Raw genomic sequence first — 15,841 nt, 5'->3', positions numbered from 1 at the left:
CGAGGTCGAGAGACCGAGCTTTCGAGGAGGCGGAACGGGATCGGCGCTCTTCGGAGCGAGATCTCGGGTCGCTGGAGCGAGATTTCGCGTCGCGGCTGCAGAATCATGGCTCCGGTCCACGGGATCGGAGGTCTCGAGGTCGCGCGGCGCGGTCGGGGCACATCTCCAGACCCCGCGCGCGGTTCTCGAGACCCAGGATCTCGTTCTCGAGAGCCACGATTTCGTTCTCGAGACCCCCCTCGGCGGACCTCGAGACCCCGCTTTCCGTTCGCGAGACCCCCCTCGGCGGACCTCGAGACCCCGCTTTCCGTTCGCGAGACCCGCGCCCGAGGTTCGGGAGAGCGAAGTCTTCGTTCGCTCGACCGAAGGCGCCGTTCAGCGGACCGGATTCTGCAATCGCCTACTCCTCCTCGTCGAGCTCCGAATCTTCCTCGTCGCTGTCCACCTCGTCGGCGCCGTCCTCCGCATCGTCGCCGACGTCCTCGTCGTCGGTCTCCTCGCCGTCGTCTTCCTCCTCGACTGCCTCCGTCCTGCCGTTCGAAGCGCGTTTGGCCGTGGTGAGGCCGAGCTTGATCTGGGCCTTGACGTTGAACACCTGCCGGAAGGTCGTGGCCCAGTCGTTGAACCAATCGCGGAGATCGTCGAGTCCTTCGCGCTGCTCCTGATGGGCCTTCGCGAGCTCGGCGGCGGACACCTTGCGCTCGGGCGGCGACCCCCCGCCGACCTCGAGCCTGCCGAGCATGCCGCGGACCTCCTTCAGCTTCTCATCGGTCAGGCCGCGCTTCACGAGCGTCTTGCGGACCTCCTTCGCGTCGGCGTCGTCGCTCTGCGAGAGGCCGTCGAGGCGGGTGAGGAAGGCGCGAACCGACACGATGACGGCCGGCCCGAGGGGCTGCTGCTCGAGGTTCTTGAAGAAGGCGGCCTCGAAGGCCTCGCGGCGGGCGCGGGGGACGACGCGGCGTATGACGGCCCGGGTGCGCGGGAACCAGGTATTCTCGAAGGTGTCGACGTCCTGGAGCAGCCGGAGCCGCTCCGCACCTTCCACGGCCCCGCCGCTCGCGACCTCGGCGAAGAGGTGCTCGAGCGGCTTCGCCTCGCCCGAGGCGAGCCGGAGGCGCCGCCAGCCTTCGCGATGCTCGTCCGCGGTATAGCCCTCGCGCCGGGCGCGCGCGCTGAAGGGGGTTGTCTGGATGTTGACCAGCAGCTTGAGGGAGCGCTCGAGCAGGTCCTGCTCCGCCGCAGTGAGGACGAGCGGCGGCGGCGCATCCTCGGATGAGCCGGCTGGTGTCGATTGGGTGGATGCCTTTTTCGGGGACTTGGGTTTGGCCATGAGATGATCCTCCGGTGGCGGTGAGGGTAATTGCGCTCTCCGACGGGACACAACCGCTCGCAGCCGGCCGAATCGTGCTCGCTCGCTGGCGCATCCCACCGGAGCGGGGGTGAGGGTCCTCACGTCGGCCTTGACGGGACGCGCCTTCATTCTGTAGGATGAGGAAGGCTCGACTTGACTCCTGTAATGTGCTGCCGGTGGGGCGGCGGGGGATCTGTCGGCGCGCGAGCAGGAGGTTGGGGGATGGCGAGGGATCGGGGTGTCTCGCTGGAGGAGTTCGCGCGTGTGCGAGCCCGGCTCGACGCGGGTCAGCCGAAGCGCGAGGTGCTGGCGGACTTCGGGCTCGACGCAGGCCGCTGGAACGAGGTCGAGGAGGGATGGCTCGCGTCTCTGGCGGATGACGTGGAGCGCGGTGAGCCCTCGAGCTTGCGCGTGTTCGAGGGAGCTTATCGTGTCGCATGGGGGCAATTGGGATCGAGCGATCCGTGCCGCGCGACCGCGCTGGATGATGCGCTGGGAGAGGAGCCTGAGGGGGAGTCCGAGGCGACATCGACTGCTCTGCTTCACGCTTCGACGTTCGCGCCGAAGGAGGCGCTCCCCTTCAAGGCAGCTGGGGAGGCGCAGCGGCCCGGTGCGTTGGAGGAGCCGGCCGCCGGCGCTTACGCGCCGCAGGCCGGCGACATGGCAGATCCTTGCGCCACGCAGCTGCTTCCTGCGAGCGCCAGGCCGCTCCCCGAAGAGGAGACGCTACCCCTCTCCGGGGCGACGTTGCTGCCAGCCGCCATGGTGCCGTTCCGACGCGCTCCGTAGCTCCAGGACGGTAGTGTCTTGGCGTTACCGGGCGGCCTCTGGCTTCAGAGAGCAGCCGTGGAGGTTCTCGCATGATCGCGGCGAAGTGGGGTGATCCCGTCCTCGGCATCGATATTCACATGGTGATGGTGCCGACGCCCGGCGGCCCTGTGCCGACGCCGCTGCCGCACCCGTTCGTCGGCGTGGTGTTCGACCCGATGGGCGCGGCCATGAGCGCGGTGATCGGGGCCGTCTTCGGCGGAGGGGGCGCGGTGCGCGTCAACGGCATGCCCGTCGGGAACACGGGCACCGAGGTGAAGGGGGTGCCGCACTTCCCCACGCCGCCGGGCGTGTCCTTCGCGCCGAACGATATCCCTGGCAACGACGGTACGTTGATCACGGGCTCGAAGACCGTGGACTTCGAGGGGTCGAGCCAGAGCCGTACGGCGTCCGTCGTGATGAGCTGCAACTTCCCGATCAACCTGCCGACGAGCGTCTGCCTCGCCGTGCCGATGGGTGCGCCGGTGCTGATCGGCGGGCCCGAGGCGGTGGATTTCGCAGCGGCGGCGACGCAGGCGATCCGGACGAAGTGGGTGTCGAACAAGCTGCACGCGCTCACGGGAGCGACGAAGGGGTCGTTCCGGAGCAAGGTGATCTGTTTTTTGACAGGGCACCCGGTCGACGTGATGACGGGGGAGCTGATCGCGGAGGCGGTCGACTTCGAGCTGCCGGGGATGATCCCGATCGTGTGGGAGCGCAACTACCGGAGCCGGCAGACCGAGGAAGGAGCGCTCGGCCCCGGGTGGAGCCATCCGTTCGAGGAGAGCGTGGAGGAGACGGCGACCGGGGTCGTGCTGCGGCTGGCGGACGGGCGTCCAAAGGAGCACCCGCCGCTGCGCGTGGGGGCCTCGGATTGGGACGGCGAGGATCGCTACACGCTGACGCGCACGGACGCTGGGTACGAGAAGCGCGGGGCGGACGGGGTGCGCGTGGTGTTCACGAGACCCGCGGGCGCGCGGCGGTTCGTGCTGACGAGGCTCGTCGATCGGTCGGGGAATGCGGTCGTGCTGAAGTACGAGCGCGGGTTCATGCGCGAGATCGTGGACACAGCGGGCCGCGTGCTCGAGGTGCGGTGGACGCGGGAAGGGCGCATGGAGGGGGTGTACTTCGAGGGCGAGCCGCTCGTCCGCTACGGCTTCGACGCTGAAGGCCGGTTGTCGGCAGCGACGGACCCGCTGGGGCACGCGCTGCGGTACGAGTACCGCGGCGGGGTGATGGTGAAGGAGACCCACAAGGGTGGGCTCTCGTTTCATTTCGCGTGGAGCTGGTATCACCCGGAGGGCTGGTGCGTCCGGACCTGGGGGGACGGGGGCATCTACGATCGCCGCATCACGTACGACGAGCACCGGCGTTTCACGTCGGTCGAGGACGGGCGCGGCGGGATCACGCAGTACTGGGGCAACGCGCTCGGGCTCGTCGACCGGATGGGGGATCCGATGGGCGCCGTGACCGAGTACACGTGGGACGGCTACTGCCGGAAGACGTCGGAGACCGACGGGCTCGGGAACAAGAGCGAATGGGCGTATGACGCGCGGGGGAACTGCGTGCTCTACCGCGACGCGCTCGGGAACGAGACGCGGATGGAGTACGACCGGGAGGACCAGCTCGTGCGGCTCGTCGATGCCGCGGGCGGAGAGTGGTCTGCTGCGTACGACGCGCGGGGCAGGCCGGCGTGGGCGCGCAACCCGGCCGGGGCCGTGACGTGGTACGCGCACGATGAGCAGGGGCGGCTCGTGGGTCTGGACGACTCGGCGGGGCGGCGGGCGCGGATGCGCTGGACGCCGCGGCACGACCTCGCCGAGACGACCGACGGCGAAGGGCGGGTGACGCGGTTCGAGCACGACGCGCGGGGGCGGCTCGTGAAGAGCGTCGATGCGGGCGGGCGCGTGTCCCGCGCCGTGCGGGACAAGCTGGGGCGCATCACGTACCTGGAGCGCGTGGATGGAGAGCGGCTGTCGATGGTGCGCAATGCGGAAGGCAACGTCGTCGAGCAGGTGGACGCGCAGGGGCGACGGGTGACGATGCGGTACGCCGGCATGAACCGGCTCGTGGAGCACACCGATCCGATGGGGTATGCGGTGCGGCTGCGCTACGACAAGGAAGAGGACCTCGTCGCGGTGGAGAACCAGCACGGCGAGCAGTACCGGTTCGAGCTGGATCGCGCGGGGCGGGTAGAGGCGGAGATCGGCTTCGACGGGCGCAGGCACCGCTACCTGTACGACAAGGCCGGGCGGACGCTGCGGGTGCTGGGGCCGGACTACAGCGTGACGCAGATCGAGCGGGATGCGCTCGGGAGGATCACGCGGAGGACGCTGAGCGCACCGCTGGGAGGGGTGGTGCCGTTGGAGGAGAGGTTTGCGTACAGCGCGCTGGGCGAGCTCGTGGAGGCGCGGTCGGGCGACGTGAATGTGGTGCTGGAGCGCGACGCGCTGGGGCAGGTCGTTCGCGAGCGGCACGAGGCGGGCGAGGCGAGCTACGAGGTGGAGAGCCGGTACGACGATGCGGGCCTGCGGGTCGAGCGGCAGACCGACCTGGGGCACCGCGCCGAGTACACGTGGGACAAGGCCGGGGAGCTGACCGGCGTGCGCGCGGGGCCGAGCACGCGGCTGCTCTCGCCGGCGATCGTGAGCTTGAGGTTGCCGCTGCTGGAGATGCCGGACTGGGAGATGAAGATCGAGCGCGACCCGCTCGGGCTGGAGCTCGCGCGGCGGCTGCCGGGAGGGGTGGTCGCGACGTGGAAGCGCGACGCGTTCGGGAGACCGGCGCTGCGGCAGGTGCTCACCGGGGCGAAGGGGTCGAGCCCGGGGGCCGACGTGATGCGTGTCGGGTACCAGTGGGAAGGGCCGGAGCAGATCGCGGCGCTCATCGATACGCGGAAGGGTGCGACGCGGTTCACGCACGATCCGCGGGGGCACCTGATCGCGGCGCTGTTTCCGGACGGGACGACGCAGCATCGGCAGAGCGACGCGGTGAGCAACCTGTTCCGGAGCGCGGACCGGAAGGACCGGAGCTACGGGCGCGGCGGCGTGCTGCTGCGGGCCGGAGAGATCGAGTATCGGTATGACGGGGCGGGGAACCTGAGCGAGAAGCGGCTCGCGGATGGGAGCCGGTGGACGTACCGGTGGGATCCGGCGGGGCGGCTGCGGGAGGTCGAGCGGCCGGACGGCAAGACGGTGACGTTCGCGTACCTATGAACGTGTCAAGCTCGGGACAACGATTCACGTCGATCTCCGGCCGGGAGAAGGGGCCTGCGTGGACTTGGCCCGTCGCGTCGTCGCTGGCGCTTGCCGGGCGGATGCCGGCCGGGCGGACCGCAGAGACGAGGCGGACGCCCCAGCAGCTTCGGGCCGCGCGGGGGCCGCTGCGCGACGAGGCAGCCGCTGAGGGCGGCTGGTCTGCGCGACGTGCTTGAGCACCTTCTGCTGGCGCAGCATCCGCAGCTCGCCGTCGGCCAGCGGCGCGATCGGCGGCAGCCCCTCGCGCTCGTAGATCGTATCGAGCGCGGGCACGGTGCGGGTGCGCACGCCCGAGCCGTACGCCTTGGGGCGCGGCTGCCCCTTCGGCAGCCCGGTCCGGCGCCGCTCGCCGGTCGCCTTCACGCGCATCCGGGCCAGCTTGGTGTCGGTCGAGCGCGGCACCGCATAGCGATACGGCTCGTTGTTCTTGAGCATGTGGTAGGCGATGGTCACCAGCTTGCGCGCGGTGGCCACCACAGCCACGTTGCGGTTCTTGCGCTTGGCGAGCCGTCGAAAGAAGTTGCCGAGCGGTCCTGGGTGGTTGCCGACGTGCTGCGCGGCTTGCACCAGCATCCAGCGCGCCTGCCCCTTGCCCTGCTTGGTGATGCGCCCGTGGTAGACGTGTTCGGGATCGCCCGACTGATAGGTCGAGGGCACCAGCCCGAGGTAGCTCGCGGCGTGGTCGGGCGAGCGAAAGCGCTGGATGTCTCCGAGCGCCGCCAAGAGCGTTTGCGCCACCGCCACGTCCACGCCCGGCAGCGTCATCAAGAGCCGCACGCGCGGCTCGTCGTACCCGTCGACGGCCAGCTCCTCGTCGAGCCGCGAAAGCTCCGACTCCAGCTGCCCGAGCAGCCGCAGCTCGCTGTCGAGCGCGGCGCGACCTGCGCCATCCAGCTCCAGCGTCTCCAGCCAGGCGCGTCCCTTCGTTCCGAACAGCTCGTTGACCATCGGGCGGATCAGACGCTGGTGCAAGACGGCGTGAATGCGATTCTTCACCCGCGTCCTGTCGGCCACGAGCGACGCTCGACGGTTGGTCAGCCGGCGCCGTCCTTGCGTCGCCTGATCGGGCTGCCACACCCGCGGCAGGTAGTCGGCGCGCAGCAGCTGCGCCAGCACCAGCGCGTCGACCTTGTCGGTCTTGACCTTCGCGTCGGCAATCGCCCGCGTGCGCAGCGGATTGGAGACGACGATCTCGGCCGCGAGCGGGCGGAGCACCTCCACGATGCTCCAGGTGTGGCTCGTCGCCTCCAGCGCCGCACGGGCGTTCGGGCCCAGGTAGCGCTTGGCGAACCGCACGAGCTCCTCGCGGGTGCAAGGGAAGCGGACGCGACGGCGCAGCTTGCCTGCCTCGTCGATCACGGCCGCTTCGACCGCATCCTTGTGGACATCCAGGCCGACATAGTCCATACGCTCTCTCCAGCGGTGCGAGGAGGGTCGTGCTGCCCGGGTGCCCAGGCGAGCGAGTCCTTCGATGAGGACCCGGCGAGGTGGTTGACCTTCGCGGTCGACTGGCCACCACGCCGACGGAAAAACGGGTCGTACGGCACCTACCTATCCGAGCTCGAGGCTCAACCGGGTGGGCCGGTGGGGCGGTCACATACGACAGCGGGCTCATGGCCCATATGCGAAAGCGACCGACCCCGGGGTGAACGACCCCCTCGCACCGCACTTTCTGGGGAGACAGCGTCTCACCCCGTCCCATGCCCGGTGCGAGGAAGGCCAGCATGGGACGAAATTTTTGCAACCTCCTTGATGCATGAGCTGGGCACTGGCGTGCGTCCCGCAACGCGCTCGCTTCCTGCCAATCCCTGCTCGCCTCACCTCTTGATCGGGGCGTCCGGCGGCCGAGGCGCGCCGCTCCGAGCGCTTGCTCATCACTCAGCTCACCGGCGCGCCTCGGCCGACGGACGCCGGCGCGCGGCAGACGCTGCCTCCAGCCGGCGCAGCCTGCTTGCCGCGCGCTCGCGCTCTTCCGTCTTCGCGACCACCGGAGCCGCTGCGATTCCACTCGCGCGACGCTCGTTGCCGGCACAGCCGCTGCTGCACACCGACGTATCGAGAGCGAATGCAGGGCGGCGGTCACACCACGTTCATAACCGGTACGACGCGCTGGGGCGGCGGGTGCGGAAAGAGTTCGATGGGAGCGCCACCGAGTACGTCTGGGATGGGGACGACCTCGTGCACGAGCGCGTCCGGAGGGCGGACGGGACGCTGGAACCGCTGGTGACGTGGATCTTCGAGCCTGGGGCGTTCGCGCCGGTGGCGAAATTCGAGGGGAGGAAGCGGTACAGCGTGGTCACCGACCACCTCGGGACCCCGACGATGCTCATGACCGAGGAGGGGCAGGCGGCGTGGAAGGCGCAGCTCGACCTGTACGGGGTGCCGCGGGAGGATCTCGCTGCGAAGAGGGCGGAGTGCCCGTGGAGGTATCCGGGGCAGTATGAGGACCCGGAGACGGGGCTGTATTACAACAGGTTCAGGTACTACGACCCGGAGAGCGGGAGGTATATCAGCCAGGACCTCATTTGTAGTTACTGGGCGTTGAATGCCTACCGATATGTCAATTCCCCTGTGAGCGTGAGGGATGTCTACGGTTTGCTCGATCCGTGGGACATACGGTTCACGCAACCAACCATCAGCTCGACCTTTCGCGACGGTCCTTGGGCAGAGCGTACGCTTGAAGAGGCCATCGATGAAGCTCGACGGTTGGGAAGATTGCCGGAAGGTCTGGAGCTGAACGTAATAAAGATAAATGATGACTTCTTCACTCTGAATAACCGAACTCTTTATGTTGCCCAGCAGGCTAACTTGCTGCAGGTTCATCCCAAGGTTGCTGGGCCGAAAGGTATCAATTTGTTTAATAAGTTGATTAAGGATGGAGGTCCCCTCGAACTCGGCGAGCAGCCAAAGGTTTGTGGGTAGGTGTGTAATGGCAAAAGAGATCTTTGTGGCGAGGTTCGTGGAGGGAGTCCAGTCGTCTGATGGTAAATCGTCTCGTACCATCGTCAGTGGAACATCTCCGGGATCTTCAGGAGGTAGAATAAGGATTGATCTCGAAGCTCGGCAGGCGCTGCTTGCGCTTACAGGAGAGCATTTGCGCGTCGATCTGGCAGAAGAGTATGCCGTAAACCTGGCACAGACTGTTCTAGATGTCGCTGGACAACTGACGGCGCTGCGTGACTCGCAGCAAAGAGGGGACATTGATCCGAGTTTTTGTGTGGATTCAGAGTACGACGCTCCTGCTGGTATTCCGTTAGGTGTCTCTTGGGGATCCTGTAAAAGAGAGTTGGTGGTTGAAATGAAAGGACGTGTAGAAGGGTTTCAACAGAGCGAGGACAGTCTTTGGGTGGCTGTGCGCAGCGAATGCTCCGAGATTTCGGAGTTGCCGTGCGCGGGCTTCAAGTTTTTGGGTTGCCAGCTTGTTGCGTTGCGTCCGCCGAGCAAAAAACAGGAGCTCGTGAACGTTCGGTTGTATAGAATGTCTCAATCTCCTTTTTTGATGCTCTCGGGCGCTCCGAATTCATTGTTGCATCTCATTGTTGAGGTTGGGGATGTTGATGTTTGTGATGTTATTGCTGAATCGTATGTGTTGCAGTAGGTGGTTCTGATGTGGTGATTGAATTTGTTTGTAATGTGTGCGTGGAAGCCCGAAGGGCGTGAGATGTCGAAGTGTGTCCGATGAACGGTAGGTACGCTCGAGCCATGTGCGGAACACTGAGAAGTTCGTTTGCGCCACGCCGGAAGGAAACCTACGATGCTACATCAAAGTGATTTTTTATTCCATTGGCAAGGCGGCGGAGCATCGTGGAACCACCTCCACGTCGTCGGCTTCGTCATCGAAGAGGCCCTGAGCGCGCCGTACCAGGCGCGGATCACCCTCCAGGCTCGCGGGCAGGACGATGAGGTCGACCCGGCCGACCTCATCGGCAAGCTCGCGACCCTGCGGATCCTGACCGGCGCCGAGCCGCCGCTCCGCTTCGTCCATGGGCTCATCGTCGAGGCGGTCGAGCTGGGGCCTTCGGTCCTCGGCATGACCTACGAGGTCGTGCTCATGCCGCCGCTGGTCCGCGCGATGCACCGCCGCCGGAGCCGCATCTTCCTGAACAAGACGACGCGCCAGATCCTCCAGGCCGTCCTCACCGGCGATCCGCGGATGCAGCCCGGAGACCCGCCGCAAGGCGCAGCCGAACCAGCCGACCCGTTCGTGACGCCCAGCGAGACGTTCGCCTTTCGCATCCGCGATCCGGGGCGGCTCGATGACGTCAACGCGCGGCCCTATTGCGTACAGTACGAGGAGAGCGACTTCGATTTCGTCGCCCGCCTCCTCGAAGACGACGGCATCACCTACCATTTCGAGCACACGGATCGCGCCGTGGTGCTGGTCCTGTCCGACAGTGACGAGGGCCGCTTCAAGCTCTCGCCGTTCGATCCGCTCACGCCACACACCAAGGGCCGCCATCTGGACAACGTCCGCCTCGGTGGCCGTCTGCGTCCCACGCGCGTCAGGCTGTCGGACTACAACTGGGAGAAGCCGAACCTCGACATGGCGGCGGAGGCGAGCGCCGGCGACGGCGACCTCTTCGTGGCAGCGTACCCCGGCCGGTACGCCGACGCACCCAAACAAGGCAAGCCGATCGCGCGGGCGCTGCTCGAGCGGCTCCAGACCGAGGCGCGCTTCGCCACGGCCGAAGGCGCCTGCCGGCTCCTCGCCGCGGGCACGGTCTTCTCCCTGGATCACCCGGTGGACCGCTACGACGGCGAGTACCTCGTCACCCGCGCCGAGCTGCGGGGCGCCGCCGAGGGGGAGCTCGCGGGCGGCTTCGGCGTGCGAAGGGACCCCGGTACCCCGGACGGCGCGCCGTTCTGGGCGCGCGTGGAGTGCGCCCGACGCGGCGCCGCCGGACGCGCGGAGGAGTCGAGGTTCCGGCCCGCCCGACGCACGCAGAAGCCGCGGATCCACGGCTCGCAGACGGCGCTCGTCGTCGACGAGCCGAGCGCGCGCGGCGCCGAGATCCACGTCGGAGGGCCCACGGGCAACGAGAACGGGTGCGTGCGGCTGAAGTTCCACTGGGATACCGAGGTGGAACGGCACCGGAGAGAGCCCGCGAGCTGCTGGGTCCGCGTCAGCCAGAGCTTCGCCGGGGCGGGCGGCGGCGCGGTCTTCCACCCGCGCGTGGGGACCGAGGTCGTCGTCGAGTTCATCGACGGCGATCCGGATCGACCCATCGTCACCGGGCGCGTCTACAACGGCGTTCAGAAGCCGCCCGCCGCCGGCAAAGGCGCGGCGACCGTGAGCACCTTCAAGTCGATGTCGAGCCCCGGCGGCAAGACGCACAACGAGCTGTCGTTCGACGACACCGCAGGCAAGGAGCAAATCAAGGTCTCGGCCGGCAAGGACATGAACACCGACGTCGGACACAACCGCAGCGAGACGGTGACCAACGACTCGACCTCGACCGTGAAGGTGAACCGGACCGAGGAGACGGGATCGAACCGGAAGGCCCACGTGGGCGGCAAGAACGAAGAATCGGTGGACGGAGACGAACGCATCACGGTCGGTGGGCGCCAGACCCTCACGATCACGAGCGGACAGGAGATGACCGTGACCGCGGATCGCAAGCTCACGGTGACCGGTCCGCACGAGGTGAGCACCGGGCCGGAGACGTACACGGTGAACGGGCCTCAAAAAGTGACGGTGACCGCCGCGAAGACCGAGACGGTCGGCGCGACCTTGGACCTGTCGGTGACCTCCCCGATGACCGTGAACGCGGCGGCGCGGCACACGCTGAACACGCCGGTGGAGACGGTCAATGCGACGATGATGACCATCAACAGCACGGTCACCACGATCAACGCGACCACCGTGGCAGGGATCAACTCCACCGTGCTGAGCGCCGTGGCGACCGGGCCCGTCACACTTCAGGGCGCGACCATCACGGCGACGGCCGCGGGCGAGATCGTGCTCTCGGGCGGGGGCAGCGCGATCAAGATCTCCGCGGGAGGCGTCGAGATCACCGGAGGCGCAATCAAGATCGCAGGGGGCACGGTCGACATCACGGGCAGCGTCGTGAAGGTGAACTGAGGGAGCCGCCATGGACCCGATCACGCTCGCGGCGCAGCGTTTCCGGAGAGAATGGCAGGCGTTCTGGTCCCCGCCGCCCGGCCACGAACGGAGCGGGCCGAGAGCGCTGCGGGTCAGGACAGGCCCGGCAGATCGGAGAGACTGGTTGAAGACGCTCCGGTGGATGGAGTGGCAGCCGGACAACCGGCACCCTTTCGTGGTGGTCGAGGCGCCCTTCGCAGGCGAAGCGGCGTACGTCGAGGCGATCGCCGAGCGGCTCGAGCGCGACCTCGCCGCGCTTCGAGACGGGCTCGCGAAAGACGGGCTGGCGCTGCCGCCGCTCCCTCCGGCGAGGGGACCCGTGGACCAAGCCGCGCTGCGGAAGCGCCTCGCGGAAGCAGGGCGGACGGCGGCCGGTGTGCTCGATGGGCTCGTCGTCGTGCTCGCTCCCGCGCAGGTCGAGCAGGCGTCGGCGTACCGCGATCTGGTCGGGCGCCTCGTCGCGGTATCCAACGGGACCACGCTGCGCCTCGCGGCGCTCGAGGTGCCCGGCAGCGATCTTGCCGCGCTTCTTCCGGGCGAGGCGAGGTTCGAGGTCGACCAGGCGGCGCTGCTCGATTCCCTCAAGCAGCTCGGTGGCGATGGCACGCCGGCGCCCACCGAAGGTGAAGGTCGGCCGAAGCTGGCCCCCCGCCAGAAAGACGCCGTAGAGCGGGCGCTCGGCCGGAAGATCGCCTCGGAGGACGCAGGCGCGTCATTGCGCCGGCTGCTGCTCGACGGCGGCAAGGCGATGCAGGACGGCGCGTTCAAGCTCGCCGTTCGCAAGCTGCGCGCCGCGCGCATGCTCTGCCATGTGAGCGGCCTCGAGCAGGAGGAGGCCGCAGCCTCGATCGCGCTGGGCAGCGCCGCGACCGCGGCGGGTGACCCGCGCGCCGCGCTCGCCGCCTTTCGCCAGGGCAAGGCGCTCGCCCTCGCCGCCGGGCGCCGGCTGCTCGGGGCTCACGCGGCGCTCGGCGAGGCGGGCGTCCTCCTCGCAGCGAAGCGCCTGGCCGAGGCGCGCGAAGCGTATGCCGCGGCCGCGAACCTGGGGGAGGAGGCACCAGCGCTCGTGCTCGAGGCGATGCGCATGCACGGCGAGTGTTCGCGCCTGGAAGGCCATCCCGCGCTGGCCCAGCGGACGTGGGAGGACGCGCTCGCGTTCGCCCAGTCGCTCGACCCCGGCGCGCGGAAGACGACCTCGTACGTCGCCGTGGGGGCGTCCCTCGTGGAGCTGCTGCGGACGACAGGAAGGCCAGCGGAGGCGCTCGCCACGGAGCTGCGTGTGCAGCAGCTCGGCGCGACGGAAAAGGCGATCTCGGCGTGAGAGCAAGCCGGCGGCGATTCCGTCGTCCCACGTCACCACGCTGCCATCGTCGTCGATCTCCACATCGATCGAGCGCCGTCTACCGTTCTGTCGCTATCTCATAGGGTCCGCTCCGCATGCGCCTCCTCTGCGCCGCCTCCTCCACCACCTTCCTCGCCTTGACCTCGGCCTTCCGCGCCTCGATCGCCGCGAGGCGGGCGCGCTCGGCCTCGGCCTCGGCGCGCTCGCGGTCTTCCACCGCGTCGCGGAGCATCAGCTCGGCCAGCATGAGCTGCGCCTCGCTCTCCCGCCGCGCCTTGTCCGCCGCGCTCCTCGCCTCCGCCGCGCTCGCGATCGCCCGCCACATGTCCTCGTTCTGACCCATGATCAGCCAGTTCTGGTGAGTCGCCTTCACGAACCCCGTCCCCGAGACCATCAGCAGCAACAGCGCCGCGATGACCCCGGTGACGAGCCGGCGCCGCCGGCGCCGCTTGTGGTCGGCCAGCCGGAGCACCTCCTCCAGGAAGAGCCGCTCCCGCTCCGGCATCTCCCGCCGGTAGCGCCTGCGAAAGCCGCGCGCCTCCTCGGCCACCTTGCCGCGCCAGAGCATGTCCGCGGCGCGATGGCTCGAATCCCACAGCCTCGCCGCCGCGCGCAGCCGGTCCAGGAACACCGCGTCCTCCTCGCTCTCGTCGAGCCAGCGCTTGAGCGTCGGCCAGCGCTCGATCAGCGACTCGTGCACGATCTCCACCGTGCCGCCCGCGCGATCGCTCCCCCGCTCGATCGCCAGGAGCCGCCCGTCGGCGAGCAGGCCGACCACCCGCTCGATGGCGACCGGATCCCCGGGCAGCTCGCAGAGCTCGCCCAGGCTGGCCACGGCGCACGTCCGCTCCGGCGTCACCAGGCGCTCCAGGACCGCCCGCGCCAGCTTCGCCTGGCGCCCGCTCATCCCGGCCAGGAGCGTGTCGGCGTGGCTGGCCAGCGCGCCCGCCACGCCGCCGAGCGCCTCGTAGCTCGCCCGCGTGAGCAGCCGGCGCTTGCGATCGCGCATCTCCCAGAGCCTCGCCGCCGTGAACTGGAGCAGCGGCAGCGCGCCGTGCGTCGCCTCCAGCGCGTCGAGGATGCCCTCGACCATCGCCGGGTCCTCGATCTCGTGCCGCGCCGCCTCGATCGGCCTCACCAGCGCCTCGCGCAGCCCCTCGCGCCCCATCGGCCGGAGGAACACGAGGCCGCGGAGCATCGCCGCCATGAAGCGCTCGTGCCCAGCCAGCCGCTCGATGAAGTCCGACCGCACCGACAGGACGACCCGCAGCGGCGACGAGGCGTCGTCGGCGATGCCCTCGAGGCACGCGAGGAACGCCGCGCGCTCGTCGGCCGGGGCGCCGAGCGTGAACAGCTCCTCGAACTGATCGACGAACACCACGAGGCGCTTCTGCGCGCGGGCCGCCCACCCGCGGAGCGCCGCGCCGAGCAGGCCCGGCTCGGCGCGCAGCCGCGGGGCCAGCGCCGCGCGCGCCTCCGCGCCGCCCTCCGGGACGAGCGCCTGCAGCTCGGCGCTCAGGGTCACGGCCGGGCTCGTGAAGAGCTCCGCGAGCGCCGCCGTCGGCTCGCGCCCGGGCCGCACGACGAGCGCCTCCCAGCCCTCGCCGGAGCGCTTGAGCGCCGGGATCACCCCGGCCCGCACGAGCGACGACTTCCCCACGCCCGACGCGCCCGCGATCGCGAGCAGCGGCTGGTTGCGGAGGCGCGCGACGACGCCGGCGAGGTCCTGCGCGCGGCCGAAGAAGCGGTCGGCGTCGGCCTCCTGGAAGGACGAGAGGCCGGCGAACGGGCTCTCGTCGGCGCCGAGGTGGATCTCCCCGCGCCCGGGCAGGAGGGGTAGGAGCTCGGCCAGGAGCTCCTCGGCGGAGGCGTACCGCTCGGCTCTGCGCTTGCGCAGGCAGCGATCGATGATCGCGCCGAGCGCGCCGAGCTCGGGGTGGCGCGCGCCGACCTCGGGCATCGGCTCGTCGAGGGCCGGCACGCGGAGGAGGACCATCCTGTCGTACGGCGCGAGCGGGTGCGCGCCGAGCACGAGCTCGTGCAGCATGATGCCCACCGCCCAGATATCGCTGGACGGGTCGATCTCGACGCCTCTCCATTGCTCGGGGGACATGTACGGCAGCGTGCCGATCATCCCTCCGTCGGGGGTGAGGCGCGCGTCTCCGGCGAACGAGCCCTCGGCCGCGAGGCTCGCCTCGTCGTCGCGCAGCCTGGCGATGCCGAAATCGACCACTTTGATCGCGCCCGACGCGTCCAGCATGATGTTCTCGGGCTTGAGGTCGCGATGGACGATGCCGGACGCGTGCGCGCTCGCGAGGGCGCGCACGACGGGGACCATCATGTCGACCGCGAGGCCGGGCGGCAGCGGCGCCGTCGACGCCTCCTCGCCGGCGCCCGCGGGCCTGCGCTGCTCCATCCAGCCGCGGAGGCTCTGGCCCTCGATGTACTCGAGCACCATGTACGGATACCCGTCGTGCTCGTTCACCTCGTAGATCGTCACGATATGCTCGTGCTTGCAGCGCGCGGTGGCCTGCGCCTCGACCAGGAAGCGCTGCACCCCGAGGCTGCTGAGCCGGGTGAGCAGCTTGATCGCGACGAGGCGCGCGAGCCGCGTGTCGCGCGCGAGGAACACCACGCCCATCCCACCCTGGCCGAGCTCGCGCAGGAGCTCGTAATGGCCGATGCGGGTGCCGGCCGAAGGCGGCGGCTTGGTCTGCAACCGCAGCGAGGGCGGCGGGGCGACCACCGCGGTCGCCGCGCGGCCCTTCCGCTCGCGAGCGCCCGCGGCCGCGCAGCCGGCTTCGAACGTCTCCCCCTGAGGCAGCGTGGCGCTCGTCGGCGACGCGGAGGAAAGCAAGGTATTCGCGTAGGGAGCGTCCTTATGCCCATCGCTGCTCATCGCTCGATCTCCCGCTCCCGCGATCTTGCTCGACTGCGCAGCAAATCGACGGAGCGACTTCCCGGTGACCATCGTGGCAGGC

At 69.2% G+C, this 15,841-nt stretch carries 9 protein-coding genes; 6 read left to right on the top strand and 3 right to left on the bottom strand.

Annotated features, from left to right (window positions below; genetic code table 11):
• Positions 1 to 400: 400 nt before the first annotated feature.
• Entirely contained in the window at positions 401 to 1,480 is a 1,080-nt protein-coding gene (locus tag WMF26_RS37605) for a hypothetical protein (RefSeq protein WP_437996649.1), read from the bottom strand.
• A 93-nt stretch (positions 1,481 to 1,573) separates the two neighbouring features.
• Between WMF26_RS37605 and WMF26_RS37600 the strand changes: the two genes are divergently transcribed.
• Entirely contained in the window at positions 1,574 to 2,140 is a 567-nt protein-coding gene (locus WMF26_RS37600; protein ID WP_437996648.1) for a hypothetical protein, read from the top strand.
• 71 nt (positions 2,141 to 2,211) lie between these two features.
• Positions 2,212 to 5,373, top strand: a complete 3,162-nt coding sequence (locus WMF26_RS37595) for a DUF6531 domain-containing protein (RefSeq protein ID WP_437996647.1) — start codon at positions 2,212 to 2,214, stop codon at positions 5,371 to 5,373.
• Between the two features lie 24 nt (positions 5,374 to 5,397).
• Here WMF26_RS37595 and WMF26_RS37590 read toward each other — a convergent pair whose 3' ends face one another.
• Entirely contained in the window at positions 5,398 to 6,822 is a 1,425-nt protein-coding gene (locus WMF26_RS37590; RefSeq protein ID WP_437996646.1) for an IS110 family transposase, read from the bottom strand.
• A 714-nt stretch (positions 6,823 to 7,536) separates the two neighbouring features.
• Here WMF26_RS37590 and WMF26_RS37585 point away from each other — a divergent pair.
• The 4 genes from WMF26_RS37585 to WMF26_RS37570 all read left to right on the top strand — a co-directional run bounded on the left by WMF26_RS37585 (position 7,537) and on the right by WMF26_RS37570 (position 12,839).
• Complete coding sequence (locus WMF26_RS37585; protein ID WP_437996645.1) at positions 7,537 to 8,337, top strand: RHS repeat domain-containing protein; 801 nt, start codon at positions 7,537 to 7,539, stop codon at positions 8,335 to 8,337.
• Between the two features lie 7 nt (positions 8,338 to 8,344).
• Positions 8,345 to 9,013 (top strand): hypothetical protein, encoded by a 669-nt coding sequence (locus WMF26_RS37580; protein WP_437996644.1) that lies wholly within the window; start codon positions 8,345 to 8,347, stop codon positions 9,011 to 9,013.
• Between the two features lie 156 nt (positions 9,014 to 9,169).
• The gene (locus WMF26_RS37575; protein WP_437996643.1) at positions 9,170 to 11,497 is read left to right on the top strand and encodes a type VI secretion system Vgr family protein; all 2,328 of its coding nucleotides are present in this window, start codon (positions 9,170 to 9,172) and stop codon (positions 11,495 to 11,497) included.
• Positions 11,498 to 11,642: 145 nt separating this feature from the next.
• A complete protein-coding gene (locus WMF26_RS37570; RefSeq protein ID WP_437996642.1) occupies positions 11,643 to 12,839 on the top strand; it encodes a hypothetical protein in 1,197 nt (398 codons plus the stop codon).
• Positions 12,840 to 12,918: 79 nt separating this feature from the next.
• Here WMF26_RS37570 and WMF26_RS37565 read toward each other — a convergent pair whose 3' ends face one another.
• Positions 12,919 to 15,759, bottom strand: coding sequence for a serine/threonine-protein kinase (locus WMF26_RS37565; RefSeq protein ID WP_438002477.1), 2,841 nt, complete (start codon positions 15,757 to 15,759; stop codon positions 12,919 to 12,921).
• Positions 15,760 to 15,841 lie beyond the last annotated feature (82 nt).

It is taken from the genome of Sorangium sp. So ce185 (assembly GCF_051526825.1).
In the GTDB taxonomy this organism is placed as follows: Bacteria; Myxococcota_A; Polyangia; order Polyangiales; family Polyangiaceae; genus Sorangium; species Sorangium cellulosum_D.
This window is presented reverse-complemented; position numbering and strand designations above follow the sequence as displayed.